The following is a 26608-nucleotide window of genomic DNA, read 5'->3' as shown; positions in this document are numbered from 1 at the left end:
ACCGGCGCTGACCCCCTCTGAGCCTGGGAGAGGTGGTCATGGCCTACCGTCGAGAGTTACCCAGAGACGAAGTTCCCGAGTCCCTCACCCCGTCTGGCCTGGAGGATGTGCTCGAGTTCCCGCTCGTCCAGGCGTTGCTCGGGCGCCGCTCCCGGAGGTTCTTCCTGGGCGCGCGCATTCCCGATGGACCCCTGGCCTTCACCTCTCGCTCCGAGCCCGTGCCACTCTCGGAGCTCGAGCAGATGCTGCTCGTCACGGCGGTGGGCGGCAACACGGGCTGGCACTACCTCATCGCTCGCAACGAGCACTACGCGCCGTCCCTGTCCAACTACGCTGGCAGCGCGGGAGGGCGCACCTTCCCCTCGGCCGCGGGGTTCCACACCAGCGAGCTCTTCTTCACGGACGACTCGGGCATCTACTTTGTTGCCACACGGGACGCGCCGGCCCTGGGCGAGCGCGACGCGGACGGGCGGTTGGACTTGAAGGCCCTGCTGGCGGCTCATCGCTCGCGCATTCGGAAGGTCTCCGACAAGCGGCTCTACCTCCCGCCCCAGCCGCCGCATGTGGAAGGCCATAACACCTGGGTCTCCAACCAACCGGGCACTACGCTGTTCATCCCGGTGGCGGATCTCGCCCAGCATCTGCTCGGTGCCCTCTGCTACCTGGTGCAGAACGGCTTCTGCCTCACCGACGACTACAACCACCGGCCCATTCCCGGCCTGGAGCGCTTTCGCGAACTGGTCGACGTGGACCACCCCTTCCCCCTCTCCTACATGGAGCAGCTCATCCTGGGCGAGGCCACCGTGGAGCTGTCCACCGCGTGCTACGCCGGCACGCTGATGTTGCAGGCCATGGGCCTGGGCGGCTGGATGTACGACGGGTTGGAGCGCAACTCCGTGCTGGGGGCGAGCGGGTTGCCGGACGTGCCAGGGCTCGGGTTCCGGTACGACACCGACCCGCGCTGGTCCCTGCCCAATCCCACGGGGCTGCCCGGTGTCTTCGAGGGCTTCTGCCCGCCGCACTACCCGGACATGCGCGCGGCCGTGGAGGCCTTCTGCCAGCGCAAGTTCGGACGCGGGGGGCCCTTCAACCCCGAGACTCCCGGCCCCTACAAGGACACCCGGAGCATCCGGAGCAGTGCCCGCGTGCATGACGAGGTGTTCAAGGACTGCGTGACGCGGATGGCCCAGTACATCTACGACACGTTCGGCAAGTTCCCCGCGACGCTGCCGAGCACCTACTGCCTCATGTTCCTCCAGGCCCACCACCTGGACCTCGAGTTCTACGACCACTTCTACGCGCCGGGGGCCTACCTCCGGACCCATGCCGAGCACATGGAGAAGTGGCACTCGAAGCACTGAAGCGAGGCATGCCCGCTGTCATCTCCTCTGCTGGCGAGCCGTTCGACAACCCGGACACCGTTCTCAGGGCTCCCCTTCGGCGGGCAGCACCACGCCCGGTTCGGGTTGCACGCCCGCTTCACGCAACACACGCGCGGCCTCGGTGGCCATGACGCGATGCCCCTCGGCACTCGGGTGGATGCCGTCCACCACCAGCCCGTCCAGGAAGAGGTGCACGTTGTCGGGCCGGCGCGTCACCGACTCGAAGTCGATGACATCCGGGAAGGTGTCGCGGATCCACGCGTTCATCTCCAGCCGCTGGGTCTTCACCGTCTCGTAGGCGCCGTGGTTGCTCTTCTCCTTGGGCAGCAGCGTGCCCACCCAGACGCGGCAGAAGGGCCGCAACCTCTCGGTGAGCGAGCTCATCCGTGCCTGCAACTTGTCCACCGTCAGCCCGGCCAGGTCATTGGTGCCCAGCAGCACGACGCAGTCGGTGATGCCCTCGAGTACGAGCACCTCCGCGTCCAGGTTCAGCAGCGCATCGTAGAAGCCCTGGCCCGAGACACCCGCGTTGACGATGGGCACGCCCAGCTTCGTCTCGGCCACGGAGGGCCATGCCAGGCGTGTGTCGTCCAACTCATCGATGTAGCCCTCGGTGATGCTGTCACCCAGGGCTACGAAGGCGCGGGCGGGTGGGCCCTCAACCTCCACGGTGGCCAATCCCACCGCGCGATCCCACGGCGTACCGCCCAGCGGGCCCGTGACACCCGTATGCGAGCCCGAGCGCACGAAGCTGCCCGGCAGGGCATGGATGGCGCTCACCGCCAGCGCTCCCTGCACCTCGAAGGACACGGCCAGCTCATCGCGGAAGCCCACGGGCAGGGCTACGGGGTCAGACACCACACGCGTCCTCGCCGTCACGGAGAAGCCCGGTGTGCTGGAGAACGTCACCGTCACTGGTGCGGAGGCCAGCGAGCCCTCCGGACCGGCCAGGGCGATGGTGGCCTTGCGCAGCACGAGGTTTCCATCTCCCGAGCGGAACGCGAGCCGCACCCGATCTCCCGCCCGGCCCACCGGGACTCGCAGGCGGAACGTCACGCCTCCCGTGCTGTAGGACCAGCGCAGCGCCTGATGGAAGCCTGGCTGGAACATGGGAGGTGGCGGCCGGGGCTGCTCCGGGACCGGCTGTGGTTCGATGGGCTCTACCTCCACTTCTTCGGGCGGGGGCGGCTCCTCCTCGGGAGCTTCCGGCGTGGGAGTCTCGGGCACGGGGGCCTCGGTCTCGGGCGGTGGGACGGGCTCCTCCTCAACGGTGGTGGAGCCGCATCCCGCCATGATGAGGACTGCCCATGCACACACCAGGATCCGCGTCCGTACCCGCCAGCCCATTCCATCCCCCCCCTCGAGAGAGAGGGTGTGCACCTCCCTGTCGCCTGGGGAGCGGGGCTTGCATCCCACAACGGTGGGCTCCCCTGTGCTGCCTGCGCTGGAGAGGAGGCGAGCGAGCACCTCGTACCGGGAGGCGGGTTGCACAGGTGGGTATCAGAAAACACGACGGCCTCCGCGCGCCAGGCGAGCGGAGGCCGTGGAAGGAGACTGTCTGGGATTGAGCTTATGGCAGGGCGCGAGCGATGAACTTCCACTTGCTGCTGACCTGAGCGGTGTTGTCCAACCAGGTGGAGACGCCGATGAGGCCGGCCATGGTGGCGAGGCTGAAGACGCCCAGCCTATTGACGAGCTTGGTGGTGCTCTTCACGTCATCGGGAGCGTCGTCGGAGGCCTTGCTGCCGGACTCCATGGGGATGCCTTCCTGGAGGGCGCGCTTGGCGAGGAAACCGCCGCCAATGAGATTGATGACACCGCTGACGAGCGTGGCGCCCATCAGGAAGTCCTTCACGAGGACCAGCTTGCGCGCGTTGGCGGAGATGGCGCGGCCGGAGATTCTGGAGCGGCCGATGAACCAGGTGAGGGCGGTGGCGCCCAGGCCCACGGCGTTGATGATGTTGTAGCCATTCCAGGCTGCGTTGACGATCCTCGCCCGGTCCTGCTTGTCGGAGATGAGGCGCGCCGACGGGTTGAGGGCGATACGGCCGAAGAGCGAACCGCCGAAGCCCGCTGCGAGGCCGAGGTTGTGAAGCACATAGGCGCTGGTCGTAAGAGTTGGTGTCATGGAGACCCCTCCGTGCTGCGTTGTGCGGCGGGGGTGAAGCTACGCACGCCGCGTGTAACGGCTGGGTGGCCTTGGTTCCCTGCCTGGTGGGAGGGAAGGAGGGCCTGTAGCTCCTTCATGGCCGCTCCCATACATATGAGCACCCCGGTTCCCTGGCCGACCGCTCGCCAGGAGACCAGGGTGCAGGATGCTCGCCCGCCTGCTCAGCGCTCGCGCGTGGGGGAGGGCACGGGCACCAGGTGCGGCTTCATCGCCTGGGCCGCGGGCCTCCACAGCAGGTAGACCATGCCCGCCAGCAGACCCAGCTCCACCGGCAGCCGCCAGAACTGGTTCATGATGGCGTAGCCGTCGATCATCACCGGGTTGCCTTGGATCTGCCGGATGCCCACCAGCAGCGCCACCATCATGTCCCCAGCGAGCGGCAGGGCGCACAGGCGGGTGATGAGCCGCGTCGCCGGCGTCCACGCTCCGAGGATGAGCCCCAGTCCGAGAACCACCTCCATCGCGATGACCATGCTCGCGTTGAACAGCGGGAAGGGCATGCCAATCCCCGAGATCAACTGCGCGAAGCCCTCCACGCCCGTGTTCACCTGCAGCCCTGGTGCGCCCACGAGGATGGGGAGCGTGAAGTCGAAGGCTTTCATCAGCCCGAAGAGGATGAAGATGACGCCCGTCACGCCGCGCACCTGGTAGCGGCCGGGAGTCTCGGGGACTCGCTCCAGCCAGTAGTCGCGTCGCGGGTGGGTGGCCAGCGAGCGCACGATGCGGGGGCGCCAGGTCTGGCGGCCCGCGGCGGAGCGGGAGGGGGAGAGCGGTGCAACCGGGTTCATCTGACGCATGTGCGGATTCATGGGTGTCTATCTTGTGGCTGGGGTTTTGTTCATTTCATTCAGTGGCGCGGGGCCGTTTTCATGACGCGCCGCGGGGAGTTTCTTGTGCGGGCTTTTTTGTATGTATTTTGTATGCCTTTGCCCGCTCAGGCCGCGAGCTCCTCCGCGCGTCCGGTGGCCAGAGGCCGCAGCAGCGTCCTCAGCTCGAGCCGGGCCTGGTGCAGCCAGAACCCCACCGTCCCCGGCGTGGTGCCGAGTCGTTGTGCGATGGCTTTGTAGCGCAGGCCCTTCGTGTGCAGCTCGAAGGCCTCGCGCAGCGGAGAACGCAGACATGCAATGGCCTCGTGCAACTCCTCTTCGGAGACGCGCTCCCAGGACTGCCACTGCCGCGGCTCGCGCACGAGGACGGGCGCATGCACCAGCTCCAGGTGCGGTCTCTCGTAGCTCTCGGTGCGCTGGCGCCGGCACTGGTCGAGGAACCGCCGCTGGAGCGTGGTACACAACCACGCGCGGCGCGTGCCGTGACTGCAGCCGCGCAACAGCTCGAAGTTCACCAGCGCTCGCTCCAACGTGTCCTGCACCAGGTCCTCGGGCTCCACTCCACCGTTGCGGCAGAGCTTGCGTGCGAGTCCCCTCAGCAGCGACTCATGCGGGCCGATGAAGGAAGTGAACTCCCGGCTGTCTCCGTTGAAGGTCTGTGCCATGTGCCCTCCTACGGAGATAGAGAGGGCCGGGCCGGAAAAGTACGCGGGCCGGAAGAATTCTCTCCCGGCCCGCCTGGTCTCCCGCTCTGTCCTGGCCTCAGGGCCCCATCGAGCACGCGTGCTCGGCATCCCAGAGGGTCTCGCGCGCCGCGCGCGAGAGCTCGTCCAGGTACGGCCCCCGCGGCGGCCCCTGCGGACACACTCCCGAGTCAGTGAGCGTCCGGTTGACCACCTCTTCAAACTCGCTCAGCTCCGAGCACTTGGAGAGGAATGCCTTGACGCCCGGGGCATGCGGGTCCGTGGCGGCGCTGTGCATGATGATGGGAACGTCGTGCAGCTCCTCGTCCTGGACGAGCCGCTGGCACAACTCCACTCCGCTCATCCGCGGCATCTGCCAGTCCGTCACCACCAGGTCCGGCCGCCGCTCGTGGGCGATCTCCAAGGCCTCTCGTCCATCATGTGCACGCAGCACGCGGTGGTCCATCAGCTCCAGAATCTCCGTGTAGAGGTCGAGGAGCTCGGGTTCGTCATCAACGAGAAGAATAGTGCTCATGACCTCACCTGTTCCTTTCCTCGGAGGGGGTTAGAGAGCGATCCGGGTAGCTCCAGGGAGAGAGCTCCGGATCCCGCCTCTCATAGCGGTGGAGTCCACGTCTCCCTGGTGTGATGTGTGTGATTTGGTGTGCGTTTCTCCTGATGGCCACCGTTGTGACGGAAGGGCCCGCTTGCTCCGTTGGTGGACATTCACCCCTCCCCATTGGGTGGGTTCGTTGCCTGCCCTCCTGGGCGCCCCTAGTTTTCCTCGGAGGGGCGGGGGGATGTGCCAATGGGACGCAGCGGCGATCAGGACGGCCAGCGGCCGATGGAGCCCCCTGGAGAGGACGCCGGGGACGGTCTCGATTCCGGGGACGCTCCCGATTCCGAGGCCGAGTTCGACGCCTTGCTCGAGGCCTGGCCCGGCGGCGAATCCGACTTCGGTGATTCATTCCTGAACGAAGTGTTGAGCGCGGATGCGACCACGCCGTTCCGCCGGATGGTGCCCGGAGATCGGCTGGGAGGCGCGGATGGGCGCCGCTTCGAGATTCTCGAGTCCTTGGGCGAGGGCGCCATGGGTCAGGTCTTCCGGGCCCAGGACGAGGAGTTGCAGCGCGTGGTCGCCCTCAAGTTCCTCTTCCCGCGCGAGGAGCTGGCGGGGATGGGGCTGCGCGAGGCCCGAGCCATTGCGAGGCTGGACCACGAGAACATTGTCCGCATCTTCGATGTATCGGAATGGAGCGGCGGAGCAGGCGAGCCCGCCGTCCCTTTCCTCGTCATGGAATGTCTGGGAGGTGAGTCGCTCGCGGACCTGCTGCGCCGGGAGCGAAGGCTGCCGCTGGGGCGCACGCTGGCCATCATGCGAGACGTGGCCGCGGGGCTGGCGCATGCGCATGAGCACCACATCATCCACCGCGACCTGAAGCCCAGTAACGTCTTCATCACCCGGCAGGGCACGGTGAAGCTGCTGGACTTCGGGCTGGCGTGGGTGACGCCCGCGCCGGGCTTTGCCTCCGAGCAGCCGTACCTGCCCACGGCGGGCACGCCCCCTTACATGGCCCCGGAGCAGTGGCGTGGGGCGAAGGTGGACGAGCGCACCGACGTCTGGGCCGTGGGCGTCATGTTGTACGAGCTGCTCACTGGAGAGCTGCCCTACCCCCACCTGATGGTGGAGGAGATGCGCGCGAAGGTGCTCTCCCCGGAGCCCGTGCCCTCGCTGCGCGAGCGAAACCCGGAGCTGCCCTGGGAGCTGGAGTCGCTGCTGTCCGTGCTGCTGGAGAAGGACCCCGAGAAGCGGCTGCTGTCGGCCGAGGAGCTGCGCGAGGAGCTGCGTGAGCTGGAGGAGCACCTGCGACCGGGCCGGATGCAGCAGCGCTCCATGGCGCCCCAGCGTCGGCAGGTGACGCTGGTGTACTGCCGGGTGGCGGGGCTGAGCGCGCTGGCGGAGGAGCTGGACCCCGAGGACTTCGGCGAGCTGGAGGCGGCCTTCCACCGCACGGCCTCGGAGGGCATCCAAAGCCATGGGGGCTTCATCACCCTGTGCCTGGGGGATGAGGTGCTGGCGTGCTTCGGCTACCCGGTGGCGAAGGAAGGAGACTCGGAGTGCGCGGTGCTCGCGGGCCTGGAGCTGCCCCAGGCCGTGCAGAAAGCGCTCCGGGAGAAGCTGCTCCCGGGAGTGTCCGCGGAGCTGGCCGTGCAGGTGGGCATCGACACGGACCAGGTGGTGCTGGACGACATCCTCCCGGAGCTGCGCGGGCATACCCCCACCATTCAGGGGGAGGCCCCGCGCGTCGCCTCCTGGCTGGCGCGGCAGGCCGGGCCGGACGAGGTGGTGATCGGCCCCAGCACCTACAGCATGGTGCAGCGCGCCTTCGACACGGTGACGCTCGGGGCCCGCGCCTTCGACGGGCGGCGCACCTTCGAGGTCCATCGTGTGCTGCGCTCGCGCCAGGCCGTCATTCGCTTCGAGCGCACGCTCTCCGGCGAGGGGAAGCTCAGTCCGCTGGTGGGCCGTGAGCAGGAATTGGAGCAGTTGCTCGAGGCCTGGCAGCGGGCCCGAGAGGGGCAGGGGAGTTATGTGCTCCTCGCGGGGGAGGCGGGCATCGGCAAGTCCCGCCTCATCGAGGAGCTGCGCGAGCGCGTGCTGCCGGAGAAGCCCATGCTTCTGCGGCTGCAGTGCTGGAACCAGTTCAGCACCAGCGCCCTGCACCCGATCATCGAGGTGTTACGGCGCTTATGGCTGAGCCCGGATCGCTCGCCCCAGGAGAACCTGCGCGCGGTGGAGCGGCTCCTGGAGAAGCGGGGCCTGACGCCCATGCAGGTGCGCCTGTTGGCCTCGCTGGTGTCGCTGCCGGTGACGGAGGACTCCCCGCACCTGCGCCTCACGCCCCAGCGGCAGAAAGACGAGACGCTGGCGGCACTGGCCACCCTGCTGATGGAGAATGCGGGCGAGCGCCCGGTACTGGTGGTGGTGGAGGACCTGCACTGGGCGGACCCTTCCACGCTGCAACTGCTGAACTTCCTGGTTGGCTTCGTGGAGCGGGCGCGCCTGCTCTTCGTCCTCAGTGCCCGCCCCGAGTTCCGCCCGCCCTGGGCGCAGCGGCCCGGCTTCCAGAGCATCACCCTGGAGCGGCTGCCAGCGGCCTTCACCGAGCAGTTGGTGAAGGAAGTGACGCGGGGCCAGGAGCTGCCGGAGGAGGTGGTGGCTCAGCTGGTGGCCCGGACGGATGGCATTCCCCTCTTCGTGGAGGAGATGACTCGCGTGATGCTGGAGGGCGGGGTGGGGGCCTCCATTCCCGTCACCCTGCAGGAGCTGCTGTTGGCCCGGCTGGACTCGCTGCCACGTCGGCAGAAGCAGCTCGCGCAGTTGTGCGCGGTGGTGGGGCGGAGCTTCTCGACTGCTCTGCTCGCCACCCTGACGGGACTTGGTGGCACCGTGCTGCGCAGGGACCTGGGTGGGCTGATGGCCGCGGGGCTGCTCCAGCCGCGAGACGATGAGGCCGAGCCCGGCTACCAGTTCCGCCACGCCCTCATCCAGGAGGCCGCCTACCAGTCGCTGCCCCGCAGCGCGCGGCGGCAGTACCACCAGCGTATCGCCCAGTCGCTGGTGGCTCACTTCCCCGAGGAGGTGGAGACGCGGCCCGAGCTGCTGGCCCACCACTACACGGAGGCCGGAGAGGTGAAGCCGGCCATCCATTACTGGAGGCTGGCCGGCATGCGCGCGAGCCTGCGCTCGGCCAACGAGGAGGCGGTGAGTCACCTCACCCAGGCGCTGAAGCTGCTGCGCAATCTCCCGGATGCCTCGGTGCTCACGAAGGACGAGCTGCAACTCCTCCTGGCCCTGGGAGTACCGCTGGTACAGGTGCAGGGCTACCGCTCGCCCGAGGTGGAGCGCACGTACACGCGGGCGCAGGCGCTCATCCGCGAGGTGGGGGAGGAGCTGCCACGCCTGGAGCTGAGCTTCTGGGGCTCCTTCGCCTACTACTTCGCACGCGGCAAGTCGCGCGACTCCCACGAGGTGGCCGAGCTGCTGGTGGACCTGGGCGAGCGCCAGCACAAGCCGGAGCTGCTCTCCATGGGGCACCGGATGATGGCCACGGACCTGTTCACCTGGGGGCAGCTGCGCAACTCGCTGCGGCACCTGGAGCAGGCGCTGGCGTTCCCGGAGTTGGAGCTCGCGCAGCATCGGGCGCTCGCCATCCGGCAGCTCGTCAACCCGCGCGTGGCCGCGCTGGCCTATGCGACGCTGCCGCTCTCGGTGGTTGGAGAGGAGGGGAAGGCCGAGCGCTTCACCCGCGAGGCCCTGGAGCTGGCCGGCCGCATCGGTCATCCGCACACGACGGTGCTCGCGTTGACCTACTGCGCCATTGCCAGCCAGTTGAGGTGGGATGCGCGGACGACGTTGGGGCTGGCCGAGCAGTGCATTCCGCTCGCGCGCGAGCACCGCTTCCTGCTGTGGTACCTGTGGCCCTCGGCGATGCGCGGGTGGGCCCTGTCCGAGCTGGGGCGCCCGCAGGAGGGCCTGGTGCAGATGCGCCAGGTGCTGGAGCAATGGCAGCGCTCGGGCATCATCGCGGGCATGCACCACAACCTGGGGTTGCTGGCGCACATCCACTTGCGGCTGGGACAGGCCCAGGAGGGACTGGCGGCGGTGGACGAGGCCCTGACGTGGCCGTCTGTGACGGAGGAGTACTCTTACTTGCCCGAGCTGCACCGCGTCCGGGGCGAGCTGCTGCGGTTGGCCGGCCGGGAGGACGAGGCGCGCGCGGAGTTCCTCGAGGCCATCCGCTTCGCCCGCGAGCACGAGATGCTCGCCTATGAGAAGCGGGCCCAGGCAAGCCTGCTCCGCCTGGGGCCTTCAGAGGAAGCTCACCTGCAGCACCCGTGAGGGGGGGCTGTGCCCGGGGCTGGCCGACGGCGCGCGCCTGTGCTCCGCTCGGGAGCCATGAGCTCTTCCTACCGACGTGCCCTGGACGCTCCCGAGGGGGAGCTGGTGGTCCTCTCGCGCTCCCTGGTGGAGGAGGTGGTGGAGGCCTCCCGGACGAGTCCCCGCCGGCGCATCATCCAACCCTTCCACAAGAGCGACGCGGACCTGCTGCACCGGATGCTCAACGTCATCCAGCCGGACAGCTACGTGCGGCCACACCGGCACCTGGAGCCGCCGAAAGCGGAGGCGTGGGTGTTGCTGCGCGGCGCGCTGGCGTTCTTCACCTTCGAGGAGGACGGACGCGTGCGCGACTGTCTGTCATTGGAGGCGGGGGGCGAGAATTTCGGGGTGGATCTGGCGCCGGGCATCTTCCACGGGCTGGTCGCCCTGGCTCCGGACACTGTCATCTTCGAGGTGAAGAACGGGCCGTATGCCCCGGCCAATGACAAGGCTTTCGCGGCCTGGGCGCCCGCCGAGGGCACGCCGGAGGCCGCGGGCTACCTCGCGTCCCTGCGTGAGGAGTTCCGGCGGAGGCATCCAGAGTGCGCGGGACGGCATCCATAGACGATGCCGTCGAACTTCTGGCCAGGAGCGTCAACTCCTGGCCGTGGCTACCTCAGCCTGATCGCTAGGTGGGCGCCACGCACGTCGTATACCTGTCCTCCCAATCACAGTAGCAGACACCATTGATAGTAAATTGTTGCTGGCCATTACTGCACCAAGTGCTAGTGCACTTGTCTAGCGTTTGGCAGACGACGTAACTATCACTTTTGCGTGTGCAGCAGCCACTGCCGTTGCAAGGGTTGCTACCGCAGGAGAGGGCGGACTCCTTCTTGCCCAGCTCGGAGTTGTCGAGCTCCGGCTCCAACTCGGTTCCACCACAGCCTACCGCGAACGCCAGGCCCGCCGCGAACACCAGGGACTTCAGACCACGCATCATTAGTACCCCTCCGTTTTGTTTCAGGGAAACGTCCGAACACACTGCCCGAGCAGCCGACGGCGGCGCGGGCGATGTCCGAGATGCAACAGTTACACCAGTTGCCCGGATACGTAATCCCCTGGAAACATTGACTCCCGCCTTCGGGAGCCTCGGGCTGGGTGACGTTTTTCGTCAGTGGAGTGACGAATCACGACAAGCTGGTTCAAGCCCGGGTCGAACTCCACCACCAGCCGGTCCGGAAAGGGGCCCTCGAACTTCATCCGTCCCTCGCTGCCGTGTGCTCGTCGCAGGTTGCGTAGGCGCTGCGCTCGAATGAAGTTCAGACTTCCTCGTCGGGCAGGAGCGTGAGGAGCAACTCGTCATCTGGGCCGAGCGGCGCCAGCCGGGCGGCGGTGGCGCAGCTAGGAGTGTTGTCCTGGCCTGCCTGGCACGCTCCTTATGGGTTTCTGGGGTGAAGGCAATCCACGCGCCGAGTGCATGGGCGACATCGAAGCGGTTTGCGTCGTCCAGCACAGCCGGCCAGCCGTTTGGGAGACACGCCCACAGTTCTCGCACGAGTTGTCCGCGCACAAGGCGTGTGACCTGATGGTTCCGCTCTGCTTCGGCCACCAGTCCTTTGAACACCTGCACTCCTGCGACGTCATCCGGACCAAGCTCCTTGGCCAGAGCCACCAGTGAGGCACTGGGGCGCGCCTCGGCGAAGGCCGTGAGTGAATCGTAACCGTGCTCGCGGACACGCTCATACAGGCGGGCCTTCCAGTTCCCCTGCCACGAACGCCCGTCGGTCATCGACCTCTTCCGGGAGTGAAGTTCATAGGAATAGGGTAGCTCCTCATGGCCTTTGCGACGAGCTTCAGTCTTGTGGCGTGTCTACGAAGTTTTTGGACATAGTTGTGCATTGGGGAGAGGCGGCTTCCGGGCGTGAGTTCGCGCAACTGGTCCGATGGTCGGACCAGTTCGAGCCATGTGCGACCGGAAGGTCCCTCGCATCCGAGTTTGTGGCTAGGGGGCGGAGTTCTCTAGGAAGCATTCCAGACGACTCTGGACAGCCTCAACAGCGCGGACGCGCGTGGGTCGACAGCTCCACGGCGTGGTTCATCAGCACCGTGCCCGAGATTGTTTCATCTCTTGTCAGCCTGGTTCGAACTCCACCACCAGTCGGTTCGGGAAGGGGCCCTCGAACTTCATCCGTCCTTCTCCTCCGTTCGCGCGCCGCAGGTTGCGCAGGCGCAGCAGGCACCCGAGCACCTCGGGCAGGACGAGGTGGTTGATGCGCTCCCCGTAGCAGGTGTGCAATCCCCGGCCGAAGTGCATGTAGCCCTGGGGCGGCCGGTCCACCCGGAACTCGTCCGGCTCCTGCAGCACCTCCGGGTCGAACATCGCCGAGAGCGTCGAGGCGATGACGAGCGTGCCCTTGGGAATCCTCATCTCCCGGTCCGTGCCTCGCGCGAGCACGTAATCCTCGTGGCACGTGCGCATGAGGAGCGGATTGTGCGGGTCGAAGCGCAGCGCCTCGAAGGCGTGGGCCGCGACGCGTGCCATGTCGCCCGCTCGGGCCGCGCTCTGGGCCTCTCCCAGTGCCTCGGGCCGCTCCAGGAGCTCGTTGATGAGCTGCGCCAGCGCCTTGGAGGTGGTGTCCACCGCGCCGACGATGATGCCTCCCACGTTGCGCCGTACGGCATCGTCGTCCAGGCGCGTGGCCTCGTTCTCCTGCATCCGCAACAGCCGGGTGAGGAAGTCGTCACGTCCCTCGGTGGCCAGCCCGGCCTTTCGCTGGGCGATGAGCCCCTCCATGTATGTCTTCAGCTCCGCGCTGGCTGTTCGCGCCCTCGCGGTGACGTCCGCGTCATTGCCCAGGTTGAGGAAGATGTCCCAGAAGATGATGCGCATCCACCGCGCCATCGTCTCCGGGTTCGGACCCGACACCCCGAAGAAGCGGTCCACCACCCCCAGGGCAACGGGACGCGTGAGTCCGTTCACCACGTCGAGTCGTCCAGTGGGACGCGCCACGGCGATGAGCTGCTCGGCGTGCTCGCGTGCCATGGCCCTGATCTGCTCCAGGTCCTCCCGGCGCACTGCCTGCCGGGAGATGGAGGACTCGCGCTGATACTGCGGCGTGTTCTCCATTCCCAGGAAGAAGGGCCCCGTGGTGCGCTCCATGCGCTCGGCGTAGATCTCCGTGACGCTGAAGACGGCGTCTGTCTTCAGCACTTCGTTCACGTCCTCGGCCCGAGTCACCAGGACCCGCTTGCCCAGATTCAGGTTGGGGTGGTGTTTGCGCAGAAACCCGAACACCGCCCTCTGCACGTCGGCACCCGTGAGCCATCGGACGAGTCGAGCGCTCATGGCGTGCGCTCCATGCTCAGGTACCGTAGGGCCTTGATGCCAGGCAGGAAGAAGTAGTCCCCTCCCCGCGTGTGTACGAAGCGGGGGAGCCCCGTCAGGCGCTGGCGCACCGGGAAGCCGGGCACGACGGCGGTGTAGTCCTTTGGCTCGTCCCCCGGGTATTCGGGGTCGTAGTTGTCGCCAGCGATGGGATCCTTGCTGTCATACAAATCACTGAACTTGGGGTTGTTCATCCACGTCTGCTGGATGAACTCGAATTGGCGCCCGATGTTGGTGTTGAGCGCCACGAACATGAGCCCCTGCTCTTCGGCTCCGTCGGCGAACTTGTCGTGATAGGGCCGGCCGCGGCGGATGATGAGGTGGCGGGAGCCCAGCTTGATGGACTCCTGGGGATCATCGACGAGCGTGTCCCGGGGATTGCTGCGGCGCACGTGCGAGCTGAGGGGACACTTCACCCCGTACGGGTCGTCCCTGAACTCGAAGTGGTTGTTGCGCGCGGAGTCCGCGCCCAGCGTCGGGTCGTCCTTCATGGGGCACAGCTCCACGGGCGCACCGCTCCTCCAACGTCCCACCAGCTTCGCGGCCAGCAGCTCCTTGTTCGCCTCGTTCTCCTCCGCGCTCTTGTCTGGGTCCCGGCTGTTCTCCTCGACGAACTTCCAGAAGCCCGCCACGTCCTGGCGCAGCTTGCGAATGACCAGGTAGGTGCCGTTGCGTCCCAGGTCCTTGGGCCTCGGCTCGCCGGACACCCTCTGCGACCGGGGCACGTCGGGCAGGAGGTTGCCGGGGTCCTGGCTCCGGGGCACCCGAGGTGAGAAGGGGTACTGACCGTAGGCGTTGTGATAGCCGAGGATGAACTCGCCCGCGTTGATCGGCAGGCCGAGGGCATCCGACCCACGCGTGGTGGGCACGCCCTTGATGTACGGGAACGAGATGCCGTCCCGGAAGCCGAAGGGCTCCGTGTCTCCCTGGCGCATGTCGGCGTCCTGGATGAACACCTCCTCCAGGGCCTCCTGGTAGCAATCGCGGTGCGAGGCGTGAAACACGTCCAGGTCCGCGTCGTCCTTGCCGAAGAGCACCAGCACCACGTGGGCCATCGTCGCGTCGCCGCCCACCTGCCACTTCTCCGGTGCGCTCCCGCCCGTGTCGCCCAGGATGCGCGCACGGCGCTCATCCCTCATTCCCTCGCGGAACTCCTGCAGGAAGGTCGTCATCACCTCGGGGGAAAGCCCGAGCGCCTTCAGCCCGGAGTACGTGAAGGCCACCTGGAGCGCGTGCTCTCCCTTGACGTCCTTGAGCCCGGGATGCTGCTTCCCGCTCGCGGTGGAGACCTCCTTGCGCTCCAGCAGCGTGCGCAGCCACGCCCTCGCCCTCGCCTGTTTGCCATCCTTCATCCGGAGGAAGACATACCGCGAGTACTTCAGGTGCCCGTGTCCGAAGAAGACGAGCCCCTGGATGTCGTCGAACTCGAGCGCCTCTCCTGGAACCGCCGCCGTGTTGGCTTCGGATGTCACAATTTGAGTAGCCATTGCTCCGCCTCCCGAGACTGGAGTTGGGTTTTCAGCTTCGCGCACACCCCCACGTTCTGGAGGATGTTGCGGACGCTCTCGTCGGCGTGGGCGCTGTACCAGACCTGGGTGAATACCTGGTGGTCGCGCGTCCACTGCTTGAAGTCTTCCTCGTTGGTCGCTCCCTTGAAGAAGAGCATCCGCGTCTTCGGATAGCCACGCGTGTTGCTCCACACGCCGGTGAGCCCCACAGCCGCCTGGTCGATGAAGTCACCCAGGTAGCGCTCCCAGCTCCCGTCATAGTTGCTGAAGAAGAGCAGGCGCTTGCCCCCATCGATGATGACCCAGCGCGCGAAGTGGATGGTGGGGATGCCGCCCAGGTCGCCGCGGTTGTAGTAGTGGCGCGCCAGGAAGTTGATGCCACCCAGCACCGTGCGCAGCGTGAGCTGGCGGAACCACCCCGGGCGGATCTCCACCAGGTGGGTGAGCTGGTTCTGGACCTTGTAGTCCTCCTGCCCCTCCACGCGTGGGTCCACCATGTCCTGGGTCTTCGGCTCGGCCTTGTCCCGGGACTCCTTCCACAGCAGCGCCAAGACCGTCGGTACGAGCACGGGCAGCAGGAGCACTCCCGCGGGAATGCCCACCGCCAGCTGGACAGGGCGCGACTCCATGAGGCTCTGGACGAAGCGGTCCAGGCGGGAGAGAGGGCGCTCGGGGTCGCGCTCCAGCTTCAGCCTGGGCACGGTGGCCAGGTATTTTTGAATCTCCTGGCAGAGTTGCTCCGGCTTCAGGCCGCGCAGGTCGGCCGCGCGCCCGGGGTCGTCGAGGAAGTCCTGGATGGTCCGCCGCACCTGGGTGTTGTCGAGGACGTCCTGGACGGTGTGGTTCGGGTAGGCCCGGTAGAAAGCGGCGCTGGGGAGCTGGTAGAGCCGCAGGAAGCGCTTGAAGGACTCGACGCTGCTGGCCACGTTCGCGGGACAGCCCGCGCAGTAGCTGTAGATGCGCGCCAGCGCCGGTCCGCCCACCCGGATGAGCTCCTCCAGGTGCGCGTCCAGGGGGCCGTCATAGTTGCTCTCGAAGGCGAGCTGCGGCTGGTAGTACTGCTTCCCCTCGTGGTCCTCGGGGAGGATGACCCAGCGCAGGAAGTGCACCGTGGTGAGCTGGGAGAAGGAGATGTGGCGCTCGGTCTTGTTGGTGATGTCCTCGCCGATCTCACTCAGCAGGGCATCCAGATCCTTCACCTTGTCGGGCTGGATGGGGGTGACGACTGTCAGGGCATTGCTGGACATGGACGCACTCCTTGGGAGCTGGAGCCTTACGCTGCGGAATGTGATGCCGTGTAGCGCTCCAGGAAGGTTCGCGTGGCCTGCTGGCCCTGCTGCATGAGGGCCAGCTTCTGCTCTCGGGTGATTCCGAACTCCGTCGGCTTCAGGCCCATGTCGTTGATGCGGACGCTCCGCGCCAGGTTGGCGGGGCTGTTCATCAAGTCGATCTCCTGGGAGGCGAGCAGCGAGGCGAAGAAGGCTCCGGCGAAGTCGTGCACGTTGTGGATGGGGTCCGGCTCCGGCTGGTCGAAGGTGTCCATGAAGAAGCCGAGCGTTCGGGAGTTGTAGCCCTCCGGGCCGTCGAACAGGTCGATGGGGTAGTTCCACATCACCCCGCCGTCGACGTAGACCTCGCCCTGGAACTCGCGGCTGGCGAAGAAGAAGGGAATGGACATGGAGATGCGGACCGCATCCGCGACGGCCATGTCCTGGCTGCGCTCGTCAGGGAAGACACGCACGTTGCGCGCCGACAGGCTGGTGCCCACCACGTACAGGGGCTTGAAGCCGCGCTGGCGCAGCTGGGCGAAGGTGATGCGTCCATCCCCCGTCTTGGTGGCGATGACCTTCTCAATGCTCGCGAGGAAGTAGTCCCCCGGGTTCCAGCCGTAGCGGTTGAACATCCGGGGCGGCCCGGTGACCCAGTTGCCATCGCGGATGGCGGCGAAGTCCAGGTCGAGCATCGCCTGGCGGACCTCGGCCGGGCTGTAGCCCACACTCACCAGGGTGGCGGCGATGGAGCCCGAAGACGTTCCCGCCACCTGCTCCACTTGTCGGAAGGCGCCGTACGCCTCCAACGCGAGCAGCGCGCCGGCGTAGGCGCAATTGCGGACGCCGGCCCCCTCGAAGACCAGATTCTTGAAAGGAAATGTCACGCCCACAGTCCCCCATGCCTCAGCAGATTCCAGCGGGTAGAGGGCCTGCGCGGGCTCTGTGACGTTCCGGAGCCCGGTGGGGAGCACGAAGGGTCCTCTGCCTGGATGCCCAGGGGGCGGAGAGGGGAGCCATGCACCTTGTCGCATCACGAACGGGACCGGTGCCTCTCCTCCTCGACAGGAGCTTCGAATGAACGATTCGCGAGGACAGTGTCTGTCTTTCCGGGAGGGCGGGTTGCCAGCCCTGGACAGAGCACCTGCCCTCCTGGCCCGTTGCGTTGCCCGGTGACCATGGGACCCGTAACTTCATCCAGCAAGGCCTTGCAGCGCGAAGGCCCGTCGACCGGGGAGCAGAGGATGCGTGAGAAGACCGGTCACACTCCCAGGGACGGACACTCGCCTCCGGCGAGTAGTGCCAGGTCCGATGACCAGGACTTCGGCGATTCATTCCTGAAGGAGGTGGCACAGGAGCCGCTCCCGTTCCGCAAGCCGGCTCCCGGGGAGCGGCTGGGCGGCTCGGATGGTCACCGCTTCGACATCATCTCCGAGCTGGGCGGCGGGGCCATGGGCCTGGTGTTCCGTGCCCGCGACGAGGAGCTGCAGCGCGAGGTGGCCCTCAAGTTCATCCTCCCCGGCGAGGGGCGGGGTGGGCAGTGGCTCATCAACATGCTGCACCAGGAGGCTCGCGCCATCGCGCAGCTCGACCACGAGAACATCGTCCGCATCTTCGACGTGGCCGAGTGGGTAGGCGCGCCCTGGGAGCCGCGTATTCCCTTCCTCGTCATGGAGTGTCTGGAGGGAGAGTCGCTCGGCGCGCTGCTCCAGCGCGAGCAGCGGTTGGGCGTGCGGCGCGCGGTGGAGATCATGTTCGCGGTGGCCTCGGGGCTGGCGCACGCGCACAGCCGCCACATCGTCCACCGCGACCTCAAGCCCAGCAATGTCTTCCTCACCCGGCAGGGCACGGTGAAGCTGCTGGACTTCGGCCTCGCCTGGCTGACGTCGTCCTCCAGCAGCTCGCCCTTGCCCTACCTGCCCACCGCGGGCACGCCACCCTATATGTCCCCGGAGCAGTGGCGCGGCGGCGCGCAGGATGAGCGCACGGACATCTGGTCCGCTGGCGTCATGCTCTACGAGATGCTCACCGGGGAGCTGCCCTACCCGAGCGCCACGCTCGAGGAGCTGCGTGCCCAGGTGGTGTCTCCGGACCCCGTGCCTCGCATCCGCGCCCGCCATTCGGAGGTGCCCGAGGAGGTGGATGCGCTGGTCGCCGCCGCCCTGGCGAAGGAGCCCCAGGAGCGTCTGCCCGCGGCCGCCGAGCTGCGCGACGGGCTGCGCCGGCTGGAGGAGCGGCTGGGGCCCTGGCGCGAGGAGCCTCGCACGGTGGCGCCCCAGCGCCGACAGGTGACGCTGGTGTCCTGCCGGCTCGTGGGCCTGAGGGGGCTTGCCGGGGAGCTGGACCCGGAGGACTTCAGCGAGCTGGAGGCCAGCTTCCAGAAGCGCTGCTCGGAGGTCATCCAGCGGCACGGTGGCTCCATCACCACCTGCGTAGGAGACGAGGTACTCGCCTGCTTCGGCTACCCGGTGGCCCGAGAGGAGGACTCGGAGCGGGCGGTGCGAGCGGGGATGTACCTGGTCGGCGCGCTGCCCGGTGAGTTGCGCGAGCGCTTCTCCTCGCTCGCGCTGGGCTCGCTGGCGGTGCAGGTGGGCATCCACACCGAGACGGTGGTGTTCGACGACATCCTTCCGGAGCTGCGGGGGCGTACGCCCACCATCCAGGGAGAGGCCCCTCGCATCGCCTCGTGGTTGGCGCGCCAGGCCGGGTCCGGCACGGTGCTGCTCAGCCACGCCACGCACACCCTGGTGCACCCAGTCTTCGACTCCGAGGTGCTCGGCACACGCACCTTCGAGGGGCTGTCCGGCGCGCGGCAGGTGGAGGCCTGGCGCGTGACGCGCGAGCGCAAGACGGTGTTCCGCTTCGATCGGGCGCTGGCCGCCGGTGCGCTCTCCCCCTTGGTGGGCCGCCAGGGAGAGCTGCGCCAGCTCCTCGACGCCTGGACGCGGGCCCGGGAAGGCCAGGGCTCCTTCGTGCTCGTCACGGGAGAGGCCGGAATCGGCAAGTCGCGCCTCATCCAGGAGGTGCGCCTCCAGGTGACGCCCTCCACCAGCATCCGCCTGCGCTGCCAGTGCTGGAGCCAGTTCGCCAACAGCGCCTTCCACCCCATCATCGAGATGTTGCAGCACCTCTTCCGCCTGGAGGCAGAGGGCTCGCCGGGGGAGAACCTGGCCCGGCTGGAGGAGCACCTGGGGGCGTTGGGCCTGGAGCCGGAGCACATGGCCCTCATCGCCGCGTTCCTCTCGCTGCCGGTGAAGGAGAACCTGCCCATCCTCCAGCTCTCGCCGGACCGACAGAAGGAGCGCACCTTCGAGGCCCTGACGGAGCTGCTGTTGCGCATGGCCCGGGTGCGCCCGGTGCTCGCGGTGATGGAGGACCTGCACTGGGCGGACCCCTCCACGTTGGAGCTGCTCGGCTACATGCTGAGCCGGGTGGAGCGGGCGCGCGTCCTGCTCCTGCTGAGCGCTCGCCCGCGCTTCCAGCATGTCTGGCCCACCACGGGTCCGCTGCTCCGGGTGGGCCTGGAGCGGCTGCCGGCGCAGCTCACCGCCACCCTGGTGCAGGAGTCGGCCGGGGGACGCGAGCTGCCGCGCGAGACGGTGCAGCAGCTCGTGGCGAAGACGGACGGCATTCCTCTCTTCGTGGAGGAGATGACGCGCATGGTGGCCGGAGGTGGCTCCCTGCCCACCATCCCCGTCACCCTGCATGAGCTGCTGCTGGCGCGCCTGGACATGCTGCCAGCGGGGCAGAAGGCGCTGGCCCAGCTGTGCTCGGTGGTGGGGCGCACCTTCTCGCATGCGCTGATGGCCACGCTGACGCGGCGCGGCTCCTCCGCGTTGCGCAAGGACCTGGAGTCGTTGGTGTCCTCGGGCCTCCTCCAGCGCGACTCGGAGGAGGACGGGCTTGGCTACCAGTTCCGCCATGCCCTCATCCAGGACGCGGCCTACCAGTCGCTGCTGCGCAGCACCCGGCGCCAGCACCACCGGCGAATCGCCCAGGCACTGCTGGAGCAATTCCCCGAGGTGGTGGAGACGCAGCCCGAAGTGCTGGCCCACCACTACACCGAGGCGGGCGAGTACGAGCCCGCCATCCACCACTGGATGCGGGCTGGCATCCGCGCCAGCCTGCACTCGGCCAACCAGGAAGCAGTGAGTCACCTCCAGTACGCGCTGAAGCTGCTGCGCTCCATGCCCGACGCCGCCCAGCGGATTCAGCAGGAGCTCCAGCTTCTCATCGCCCTGGGCATTCCCCTGTCGCAGGTGCAGGGCTACCGCTCGCCCGAGGTGAAGCAGACGTACGTCCGGGCCCGCGAGCTCTTCCATCAGGTGGGCGATGAGCTGCCGGACCTGGAGCTGCCGTATTGGGGCCCCTTCGCCTACTACTTCGCCCGTGCCGAGTACCGCCTCTCCCACGAGCTGGCCGAGCAGCTGGTGGACCTGGGCTCACGCAAGCACAACCAGGAGCTGCTCTCCCTGGGTTACCGGATGATGGCCGCTGACTTCTTCGCCTGGGGTCAGCAGCACGCGGCGCGCGAGTACGTGGAGCGGGCCCTGGCATGCTCCGACTTCTCCCCGGAGCAGCACCGGGTGCTGGCGGAGAAGCACTGGGTGGACCCCACGGCGGTGGCGCTCATCCACGCCTCCCTCATCCACGCGGTGCTCGGCCAGCCGGAGAGAGCACGTGAGTACCGGCGCGAGGCCCTGGCGCTGGCCGGACGCATCGGTCACCCGAACACCCAGGCCTATACGCTGCTCTACGCCGCCGTGTCCCGACAGGTGCGCGGTGACGCACGCGGCACGCTCGTGCTGGCCGAGGAGTGCCATGCCCTCGCTCGCGAGCACTGGTTGCGGTTGTTCATCGAGTGGTCCGGCCTGTTGCGGGGCTGGGCCCTGGCCCGGCTGGGACAGCCCCAGCAGGGGCTGGAGCAGATGCGCGAGTTTCTCGGGCGCTGGCGGATGACGGGCCTGCGCGCGGGCATGCCCCACAATCTCGGATTGTTGGCGGAAGTGCACCTGCGCTTGTCCGAGCCTCGCGAGGCGCTGCTCGCGGTGCAGGAGGGCATGCGCTGGGTGGAGGCGGTGGGCGAGCGCTCCTACGAGGCAGAGCTTCACCGCATCGGGGCCGAGGCGCAGCGGGTCTTGGGCAACGAGGAGGAGGCCCACGCGCGCCTGCTCGAGGCAGTGCGCATCGCGCGAGTACAGGGAGCCGGCGAGTTCGAGCGGCATGCCGTGCTGGCCCTGGAACGGCCAGACGAGCCGTGGCCGGAGGTGGAGATTTCGGGGCCGGTGTGAGGATGGCGGGGAGTGATGGACAACGAGAGGCAGCGAGGGAGAGCCACCATGCAGTTGGAAGAGCGCGAGAAGCTGGAGCAGGAGATCCGGGCGTTGAGCAAGCAGGGCGACCTGGCTGGGGCCGTGGAGCGGGCGCTGGAAGGGTATGGGCAGGAGATCATGCGGCTGATGGCGTCGGTGCTGCATGACTATGAACGGAGCCGAGATGCTTTCAGCCTCTTTAGCGAGAACCTCCTGAGAGGGCTTTCGGGCTTCCGTTGGGAGAGCTCCTTCCGGACGTGGGCCTATCGGTTGGCTCGCAACGCGTGCTACCAGGTGATGCACGCGCCGGCCGGAAGGGAACAGCCGATGACCACGTCCCGGCTACCGGACGAGGCCATCAAGATGCGCTCGGAGACACGGCCCTGGCAGCGCACCTCGGTGAAGGAGCGTTTCCGCGCCCTGCGCGAGAGCTTGGATCCCCAGGAGCGCATGTTGCTGTTGCTGCGGGTGGATCAGCGGCTGTCTTGGGATGAGGTGGCGCGGGTGATGTCGGAAGGAGAGGAGGAGCTGACGGACGCGGCGCTCAAGCGCAAGGCGGCGGCGTTGCGCCAGCAGTTCCAGCGCATCAAGTCCCACCTGCGCTCGTTGGCCGAGGAAGAGGGGCTCATCTCCCCGGATGCAGATGACTCTCCCACGCACGCATAGTGCAGCTCCCTCCGGGTGGCTCCCGCTGGGTTGATTTCGGAGTCAATCCCGGGAGAGCATCCGCGTCCCAGCGCGGGCACAGCAAGGTCGTCGACGAGTGTCTGCAGTTCTTCGGCGGCTACGGCTACATGCTGGAGTACCCCATCAGCCGCGCCTTCATGGACGCCCGCGTGCAGCGCATCTACGCCGGCACCAACGAAATCATGAACGTCATCATCGCGAAGCAGCTGGGGTTGTAGGCCCGCGCTCGCGAACGTTGAGCAGCGCACATCCGTGGTGGAACGCGCGCTTCGTCCGTGGCCCGGCCCGAGCTATCAGGCCGGACATGGCTGAGCAGCGCGAATGGAAGGTCGGAGACAGCACGCTTCGTTTCGAGCCCCCTGACCTCGTCCTGGTCCACACCCGGGGCCAGGCCACCCTGGAAGACGCTGTCAGCATGGTGGACATCTACCGGGAGCTGGGCCAGCAGCGGCCCTTCTTCCTCGTGGCGGACCTGAGCGAGGCCACCACCCTGGATGTCGAGGGCGGGCACCATCTCAGTCTGCACGTGCGGCCGGAGTGGATCCTCGGCACCTTCTACATCGGCGCGCGGTTGCTCCACCGGGCCCTGACCAAGGGGATTGCCCTCGCGGCGCACCTGTCCGGACGGGCGGATGCGAGCGTGCTGAACAAGGTCCACTTCGTGGCCTCGGAGGCCGAGGCGCGCGAGCTCATCGCCCGGATGCGTGCGAAGCGGCTCGGGAAGGTGGCCTGAGCGGGGCTGGGAGGGCTTGCGACCGCCCGCTCCCGTGCGGTGTGAACCAGATGGCAGGCGCTGGCCTCCGAGGGTGATGGCCGGTGGGCAGTGGGGGGCACACGTGTTCCCCAAGAGAATGTCCTTCCCACGCGCCGTGGTCGGTCCCTGCCACCATGAAGCTGCCCTTCAAGTCTCTCGTGTCCATCCTCCTGCTCCTCGGGGTTGTCTTTACCGGGGGGCTGGTGGCCTTCTATTCGATGACCCGCCAGCGGCTGGAGGCCGAGGCCCTATTGCGGCAGATGCTCCGGGCCAAGGAGGTCGCCTACCTGCTCAAGCCCGGCATCGTCTACACCGGGCATGTCGCTGAATCGACAGCCGCCGTCGTGGCGCCCGTGAGGGACTCGGCCGAGCTGGAGCGATTCCTTCAGGCGCTGCTCTCCTCGGCTCCCTCGGAGGCCATCCATGGGCTGGGGGTCTGGTTCGAGCCCTCGGCCCATCCTGGGGAGAGGCCTGCCCTGGCGCTCTATGCCCAACGTGTCGAGCCCGGTCAGGCTTCCGTCGTCGTCACCGACGCCCGGGAATCCCAGCCCGGGGAGATTCGCGAGCAGCGCTGGTATCAACAGGCGATGGAAGGCCAGGGCGCGCCCGTATTCCCAGAGCCCCACCACGTGCGGGACTCCATCTACCGCGTCCATGCGCGAGCCCTTCGCGAGGCCTCCGGGACGCTGGTGGGGGTGATCGCCGTGGACATCTTCATCCCCGAGCTGCACGGCATCCTCCAGCAGGCGAATGCTCCGGGTGGGGAGGAGCTCCTCTATGTCACCACGCCCAGGGGGCGGATCTTCGCTTACCCCGGCAAGGTGCCCCTACTGGAGTGGGCTCGGTCGCAGGGATTGACGGTGGCGTCTCTGGGGGAGCTCACGCTCGGGGATGCACTCCAGTACGAGGCCAGGCAGATGCCCGGGCCCCGGCGCACCACCAAGGTGGAGGTTGGCGAGTCGGGGTGGACTGTCCACGTCTCCAGCGCGGAGTCTTCCCTGTTCTCCAGTATCCGTCGCTTCCGGCTGGCCATCCTCCTGCTCGGTGTAGCGGTCTGGACCGTGCTGCTGGCTGTGCCATTCCTGGTGCATCGCACCCTGCGCGTGCGTCAGCTGTCCTTCGCGCTCGAGGAGCGCCGTCGGCTCCACGGGGTGCTGGAGCGCAGCGAGCGCAGGCTGCGCGAGGTGCTGGAGACCTCGCTCGACGCGGTCGTTGCCGTGGACTGCTACCAGCGCATCACCGAGTGGAATGTGCAGGCAGAGCGCCTCTTGGGCTGGACGAAGGAAGAGGCGGTGGGCCGTCCAGCCTTCGAGGTGCTGCTCGGCCCGGAGCTGCAGCAGTTGTTGGCGCGGTGGGAGGTGGTGGCCCCCCGCCAGCGCAGCTGCGCGACGGTGCAGCGGCGCGACGGGGAGCTGCTCCCGGTGGAGCTCTCCACCACCATCGTCCAGAGCGGGGGCATGCTCGTGCGCTACCTCTTCCTGGCCGACATCACCGAGCGCCAGCGCTCCGAGGAGGAGCGGACCCGGTTGCTCTCGCAGCTGCAGCAGCGGAGCGCGGAGTTGCAGGCCACCATCGACAACATGGTGGACAGCGTGGTGGTGAGCGACACCTCGGGCCGCATCACCTTCGTGAACAAGGCCGGGCGCCAGTTCTTCGGGGAGGTGGGGTCCGCGGGCCTCCAGCTCTCCAACAGTTACCTCGAGCTGTTTGGTGTGCGGCTGGGGGCGGACCGGGTGCCTCGGGTGGAGGAGATGCCCCTGCAGCGAGCGTTGCGCGGCAACGTCGTGGTGGATGCGGACCTGAGCTTCCCCTCGCCCGAGCGGCGCCGCACCCTACACCTGCGCGCCAATGCCGCGCCCATCCGCGATGAGCATGGCCGCATCACTGGCGCCGTGTCCGTGGCCCGCGACGTCACCGACATGATTGAGCTGGACCACCTCAAGGACGAGTTCGTCCGCGTGGCCGCGCACGAGCTGAAGACGCCCGTGGCCATCATGAAGTCCTACGCCCAGCTCGCGCTCAAGTCCGAGCCCAAGCCGACCACGTACCGCAAGATGCTCGATGCCATCAACCGTGGCGCCGACCGCATCGACCGCATCGTGCGCGAGCTGCTGGATGTCTCGCAGCTGCACCTGGGCCGGCTCGAACTGACAGAGGAGCCGTTGGACCTGCGCGAGCTGGCCGAAGAGACGGTGGCGAACATGGCCGCCCAGAGCACCCAGCACCACCTCTGGGTAAAGCCGGGGGAGCCCATCATCATCCGTGGAGACCGGACGCGGCTGCGGCAAGTGCTCGTGGTGCTGCTGGACAACGCTGTGCGCTACTCCCCGTCCGGCGGGCGCGTGGAGGTTCGGCTGGAGCGGCATGCGCACGAGGTGGAGGTGGGCGTGAGCGACGAGGGCATCGGCATCCCCGTCGAGCGCCAGGCCCGCCTCTTCGAGCGCTTCTACCGGGCCCACTCGGGCACCTCGCATGACCGAGGAGGCATGGGCGTGGGCCTCTACATCTCACGGGAGATCATCTTCCACCACGGCGGCTCCATGCGGGTGTCGAGCGAGGAGGGCAAGGGAAGCACCTTCTGCTTCTCCGTCCCCTACGCACCCCAGCGGGAGCGGGAGGACCTTCATTCCTAGTTTGCGGAGAGGAGGTGATCGGGATGACCGGTGCACACATCCTCGTCGTGGACGATGACCCGGACATGCAGGACGTGATGGCCCTGGCGCTGGAGTCCGGGAGCTACCAGGTGTGCAGGGCCTCGAATGGTCAGGAGGCCCTGGAGCGGGTGGCGGAGCGTGCGCCGGACCTCATCCTGCTCGACATGCGGATGCCGGTCATGGACGGCTGGGCCTTCGCGGCGGAGCTGCGCCGACGCTACGGCGACCGGACGCCCATCGTGGTGTGCACCGCCGCCGAGGACGTGCAGCGGCGCGCACGAGAGATCGACGCGGTGGGGTGTCTGAGCAAGCCCTTCGAGCTGGACGAGCTGCTCCGCCTTGTCGAGTCCGTCCTGCCTCGACGCTGGGAGCGCGCGGGACAGGGCCAGTGCCCGTGAGGGCGGGCAGGCGGGCGAGCGCTCCCGTGCCGGGGTGGTGGGAAGCCAGGCTCGACTCCCAACGGGGCCCTGAAAGCACGAAGGGCCCGGAGTCCGCGTGGGAATCCGAGCCCTGGCCGCCCGACGGGCGTCTGGCTGCCTTCACGTTCGGCCTGCCTCACATCTCGAGCGGCGGCTGGGGGCCGGGGACGATGCCGGCGATATCCGGATCCTCCTCGCCCGGCTGCCGGGGCGGACGCGTCTCCTTCTCACGCTGGCGCTCGGCCTTCTTGCTCTCCTTGTCCCGCTGTTTCTGCTGGCGGGCCATCTCCTTCTGTCGCTTCGTGGACCTTCCCTGCATGGATGCTCCTGGGAAAGAGTAAAAAAGAAGCCCAGCCTCTCGGGAGGCCGGGCCTCGTAGACTTAAAGGTAAGTAGCCGCGTCCGCGCGATCAGCCGATCGGACGAACGTTCTCGGCCTGCAGGCCCTTGGGGCCCTTCTTGACCTCGAACTCCACCTTCTGGCCCTCGGCCAGGGTCCGGAATCCATCAGTCATGATCGCGGTGTGGTGGCAGAACACGTCCGGGCCCCCGTTGTCCTGGGTGATGAAGCCAAAGCCCTTCGCGTCGTTGAACCACTTCACGGTGCCACTTGCCATTGCTCTGATTCCTTCTCCTACACAGCCCGGCGTCCATCGCAGAACTGTGCGCTCACTGGAG

At 67.7% G+C, this 26608-nt stretch carries 20 protein-coding genes and 1 pseudogene; 9 read left to right on the top strand and 12 right to left on the bottom strand.

Annotation, left to right across the window (positions count from 1 at the left end; translation table 11 throughout):
• Positions 1 to 38 precede the first annotated feature (38 nt).
• On the top strand, positions 39 to 1361 hold the full coding sequence (locus tag OV287_RS51740; RefSeq protein ID WP_267541506.1) for a hypothetical protein: 1323 nt from the start codon (positions 39 to 41) through the stop codon (positions 1359 to 1361).
• Between the two features lie 63 nt (positions 1362 to 1424).
• Here the strand turns inward: OV287_RS51740 and OV287_RS51735 are convergent, their stop codons facing one another.
• The 5 genes from OV287_RS51735 to OV287_RS51715 form a co-directional block, all read right to left on the bottom strand.
• Complete coding sequence (locus OV287_RS51735) at positions 1425 to 2729, bottom strand: SGNH/GDSL hydrolase family protein (RefSeq protein WP_267541505.1); 1305 nt, start codon at positions 2727 to 2729, stop codon at positions 1425 to 1427.
• 223 nt (positions 2730 to 2952) lie between these two features.
• Positions 2953 to 3510, bottom strand: a complete 558-nt coding sequence (locus OV287_RS51730; protein WP_267541504.1) for a hypothetical protein — start codon at positions 3508 to 3510, stop codon at positions 2953 to 2955.
• Positions 3511 to 3713: 203 nt separating this feature from the next.
• The gene (locus OV287_RS51725) at positions 3714 to 4361 is read right to left on the bottom strand and encodes a DoxX family protein (protein WP_267541503.1); all 648 of its coding nucleotides are present in this window, start codon (positions 4359 to 4361) and stop codon (positions 3714 to 3716) included.
• 125 nt (positions 4362 to 4486) lie between these two features.
• Positions 4487 to 5044: an RNA polymerase sigma factor gene (locus tag OV287_RS51720; RefSeq protein WP_267541502.1), complete on the bottom strand. Its 558-nt coding sequence runs from the start codon at positions 5042 to 5044 to the stop codon at positions 4487 to 4489.
• A 97-nt stretch (positions 5045 to 5141) separates the two neighbouring features.
• Entirely contained in the window at positions 5142 to 5597 is a 456-nt protein-coding gene (locus tag OV287_RS51715; protein ID WP_267541501.1) for a response regulator, read from the bottom strand.
• Positions 5598 to 5870: 273 nt separating this feature from the next.
• Between OV287_RS51715 and OV287_RS51710 the strand changes: the two genes are divergently transcribed.
• On the top strand, positions 5871 to 9965 hold the full coding sequence (locus tag OV287_RS51710) for a protein kinase domain-containing protein (protein ID WP_267541500.1): 4095 nt from the start codon (positions 5871 to 5873) through the stop codon (positions 9963 to 9965).
• Between the two features lie 57 nt (positions 9966 to 10022).
• The gene (locus tag OV287_RS51705; RefSeq protein ID WP_267541499.1) at positions 10023 to 10568 is read left to right on the top strand and encodes a WbuC family cupin fold metalloprotein; all 546 of its coding nucleotides are present in this window, start codon (positions 10023 to 10025) and stop codon (positions 10566 to 10568) included.
• A gap of 695 nt (positions 10569 to 11263) precedes the next feature.
• On the opposite strand, the pseudogene OV287_RS51700 reads toward OV287_RS51705, so the two are convergent.
• The 5 genes and pseudogenes from OV287_RS51700 to OV287_RS51680 all read right to left on the bottom strand — a co-directional run bounded on the left by OV287_RS51700 (position 11264) and on the right by OV287_RS51680 (position 16992).
• Positions 11264 to 11733 (bottom strand): annotated as a pseudogene (locus OV287_RS51700) (NUDIX hydrolase).
• Between the two features lie 342 nt (positions 11734 to 12075).
• The gene (locus OV287_RS51695) at positions 12076 to 13290 is read right to left on the bottom strand and encodes a cytochrome P450 (protein ID WP_267541498.1); all 1215 of its coding nucleotides are present in this window, start codon (positions 13288 to 13290) and stop codon (positions 12076 to 12078) included.
• Positions 13287 to 14816, bottom strand: a complete 1530-nt coding sequence (locus OV287_RS51690; RefSeq protein ID WP_267541497.1) for a Dyp-type peroxidase — start codon at positions 14814 to 14816, stop codon at positions 13287 to 13289. The genes OV287_RS51695 and OV287_RS51690 overlap by 4 nt, the downstream gene beginning before the upstream one ends.
• Positions 14798 to 16084, bottom strand: a complete 1287-nt coding sequence (locus tag OV287_RS51685; RefSeq protein WP_267541496.1) for a hypothetical protein — start codon at positions 16082 to 16084, stop codon at positions 14798 to 14800. Before OV287_RS51685 ends, OV287_RS51690 begins: the two co-directional genes overlap by 19 nt.
• A 26-nt stretch (positions 16085 to 16110) precedes the next feature.
• A complete protein-coding gene (locus OV287_RS51680; protein ID WP_267541495.1) occupies positions 16111 to 16992 on the bottom strand; it encodes a patatin-like phospholipase family protein in 882 nt (293 codons plus the stop codon).
• 357 nt (positions 16993 to 17349) lie between these two features.
• On the opposite strand from OV287_RS51680, the gene OV287_RS51675 reads away from it, so the two are divergent.
• From OV287_RS51675 to OV287_RS51650, 6 genes are all read left to right on the top strand, one after another.
• On the top strand, positions 17350 to 21396 hold the full coding sequence (locus OV287_RS51675) for a protein kinase domain-containing protein (protein ID WP_267541494.1): 4047 nt from the start codon (positions 17350 to 17352) through the stop codon (positions 21394 to 21396).
• A gap of 48 nt (positions 21397 to 21444) precedes the next feature.
• Entirely contained in the window at positions 21445 to 22083 is a 639-nt protein-coding gene (locus OV287_RS51670; RefSeq protein WP_267541493.1) for an RNA polymerase sigma factor, read from the top strand.
• A complete protein-coding gene (locus OV287_RS51665) occupies positions 22083 to 22322 on the top strand; it encodes an acyl-CoA dehydrogenase family protein (protein WP_308809806.1) in 240 nt (79 codons plus the stop codon). Before OV287_RS51670 ends, OV287_RS51665 begins: the two co-directional genes overlap by 1 nt.
• An 86-nt stretch (positions 22323 to 22408) precedes the next feature.
• Complete coding sequence (locus OV287_RS51660) at positions 22409 to 22837, top strand: hypothetical protein (RefSeq protein WP_267541492.1); 429 nt, start codon at positions 22409 to 22411, stop codon at positions 22835 to 22837.
• A gap of 155 nt (positions 22838 to 22992) precedes the next feature.
• Positions 22993 to 25491: a PAS domain S-box protein gene (locus OV287_RS51655; RefSeq protein ID WP_267541491.1), complete on the top strand. Its 2499-nt coding sequence runs from the start codon at positions 22993 to 22995 to the stop codon at positions 25489 to 25491.
• Positions 25492 to 25514: 23 nt separating this feature from the next.
• Positions 25515 to 25910, top strand: coding sequence for a response regulator (locus OV287_RS51650; RefSeq protein ID WP_267541490.1), 396 nt, complete (start codon positions 25515 to 25517; stop codon positions 25908 to 25910).
• A gap of 157 nt (positions 25911 to 26067) precedes the next feature.
• Here the strand turns inward: OV287_RS51650 and OV287_RS51645 are convergent, their stop codons facing one another.
• Entirely contained in the window at positions 26068 to 26250 is a 183-nt protein-coding gene (locus OV287_RS51645; protein WP_267541489.1) for a hypothetical protein, read from the bottom strand.
• A 90-nt stretch (positions 26251 to 26340) separates the two neighbouring features.
• Complete coding sequence (locus OV287_RS51640) at positions 26341 to 26547, bottom strand: cold-shock protein (protein ID WP_267541488.1); 207 nt, start codon at positions 26545 to 26547, stop codon at positions 26341 to 26343.
• Positions 26548 to 26608 lie beyond the last annotated feature (61 nt).

Origin of the sequence: Archangium lansingense (assembly GCF_026626635.1) — a bacterium.
Classification (GTDB): domain Bacteria; phylum Myxococcota; class Myxococcia; order Myxococcales; family Myxococcaceae; genus Archangium; species Archangium lansingense.
The sequence above is the reverse complement of the archived record's forward strand: the minus strand, read 5'-3'. Positions and strand labels throughout refer to the sequence as shown.

Excerpts from the sequence above, each read along its gene's own strand:
- OV287_RS51740 (WP_267541506.1), top strand. The coding sequence starts at position 39 with ATGGCCTACCGTCGAGAGTTACCCAGAGACGAAGTTCCCGAGTCCCTC.
- OV287_RS51735 (WP_267541505.1), bottom strand. The coding sequence starts at position 2,729 with ATGGGCTGGCGGGTACGGACGCGGATCCTGGTGTGTGCATGGGCAGTC.
- OV287_RS51730 (WP_267541504.1), bottom strand. The coding sequence starts at position 3,510 with ATGACACCAACTCTTACGACCAGCGCCTATGTGCTTCACAACCTCGGC.
- OV287_RS51725 (WP_267541503.1), bottom strand. The coding sequence starts at position 4,361 with ATGAATCCGCACATGCGTCAGATGAACCCGGTTGCACCGCTCTCCCCC.
- OV287_RS51720 (WP_267541502.1), bottom strand. The coding sequence starts at position 5,044 with ATGGCACAGACCTTCAACGGAGACAGCCGGGAGTTCACTTCCTTCATC.
- OV287_RS51715 (WP_267541501.1), bottom strand. The coding sequence starts at position 5,597 with ATGAGCACTATTCTTCTCGTTGATGACGAACCCGAGCTCCTCGACCTC.
- OV287_RS51710 (WP_267541500.1), top strand. The coding sequence starts at position 5,871 with ATGGGACGCAGCGGCGATCAGGACGGCCAGCGGCCGATGGAGCCCCCT.
- OV287_RS51705 (WP_267541499.1), top strand. The coding sequence starts at position 10,023 with ATGAGCTCTTCCTACCGACGTGCCCTGGACGCTCCCGAGGGGGAGCTG.
- OV287_RS51695 (WP_267541498.1), bottom strand. The coding sequence starts at position 13,290 with ATGAGCGCTCGACTCGTCCGATGGCTCACGGGTGCCGACGTGCAGAGG.
- OV287_RS51690 (WP_267541497.1), bottom strand. The coding sequence starts at position 14,816 with ATGGCTACTCAAATTGTGACATCCGAAGCCAACACGGCGGCGGTTCCA.
- OV287_RS51685 (WP_267541496.1), bottom strand. The coding sequence starts at position 16,084 with ATGTCCAGCAATGCCCTGACAGTCGTCACCCCCATCCAGCCCGACAAG.
- OV287_RS51675 (WP_267541494.1), top strand. The coding sequence starts at position 17,350 with ATGCGTGAGAAGACCGGTCACACTCCCAGGGACGGACACTCGCCTCCG.
- OV287_RS51670 (WP_267541493.1), top strand. The coding sequence starts at position 21,445 with ATGCAGTTGGAAGAGCGCGAGAAGCTGGAGCAGGAGATCCGGGCGTTG.
- OV287_RS51660 (WP_267541492.1), top strand. The coding sequence starts at position 22,409 with ATGGCTGAGCAGCGCGAATGGAAGGTCGGAGACAGCACGCTTCGTTTC.
- OV287_RS51655 (WP_267541491.1), top strand. The coding sequence starts at position 22,993 with ATGAAGCTGCCCTTCAAGTCTCTCGTGTCCATCCTCCTGCTCCTCGGG.
- OV287_RS51650 (WP_267541490.1), top strand. The coding sequence starts at position 25,515 with ATGACCGGTGCACACATCCTCGTCGTGGACGATGACCCGGACATGCAG.
- OV287_RS51645 (WP_267541489.1), bottom strand. The coding sequence starts at position 26,250 with ATGCAGGGAAGGTCCACGAAGCGACAGAAGGAGATGGCCCGCCAGCAG.
- OV287_RS51640 (WP_267541488.1), bottom strand. The coding sequence starts at position 26,547 with ATGGCAAGTGGCACCGTGAAGTGGTTCAACGACGCGAAGGGCTTTGGC.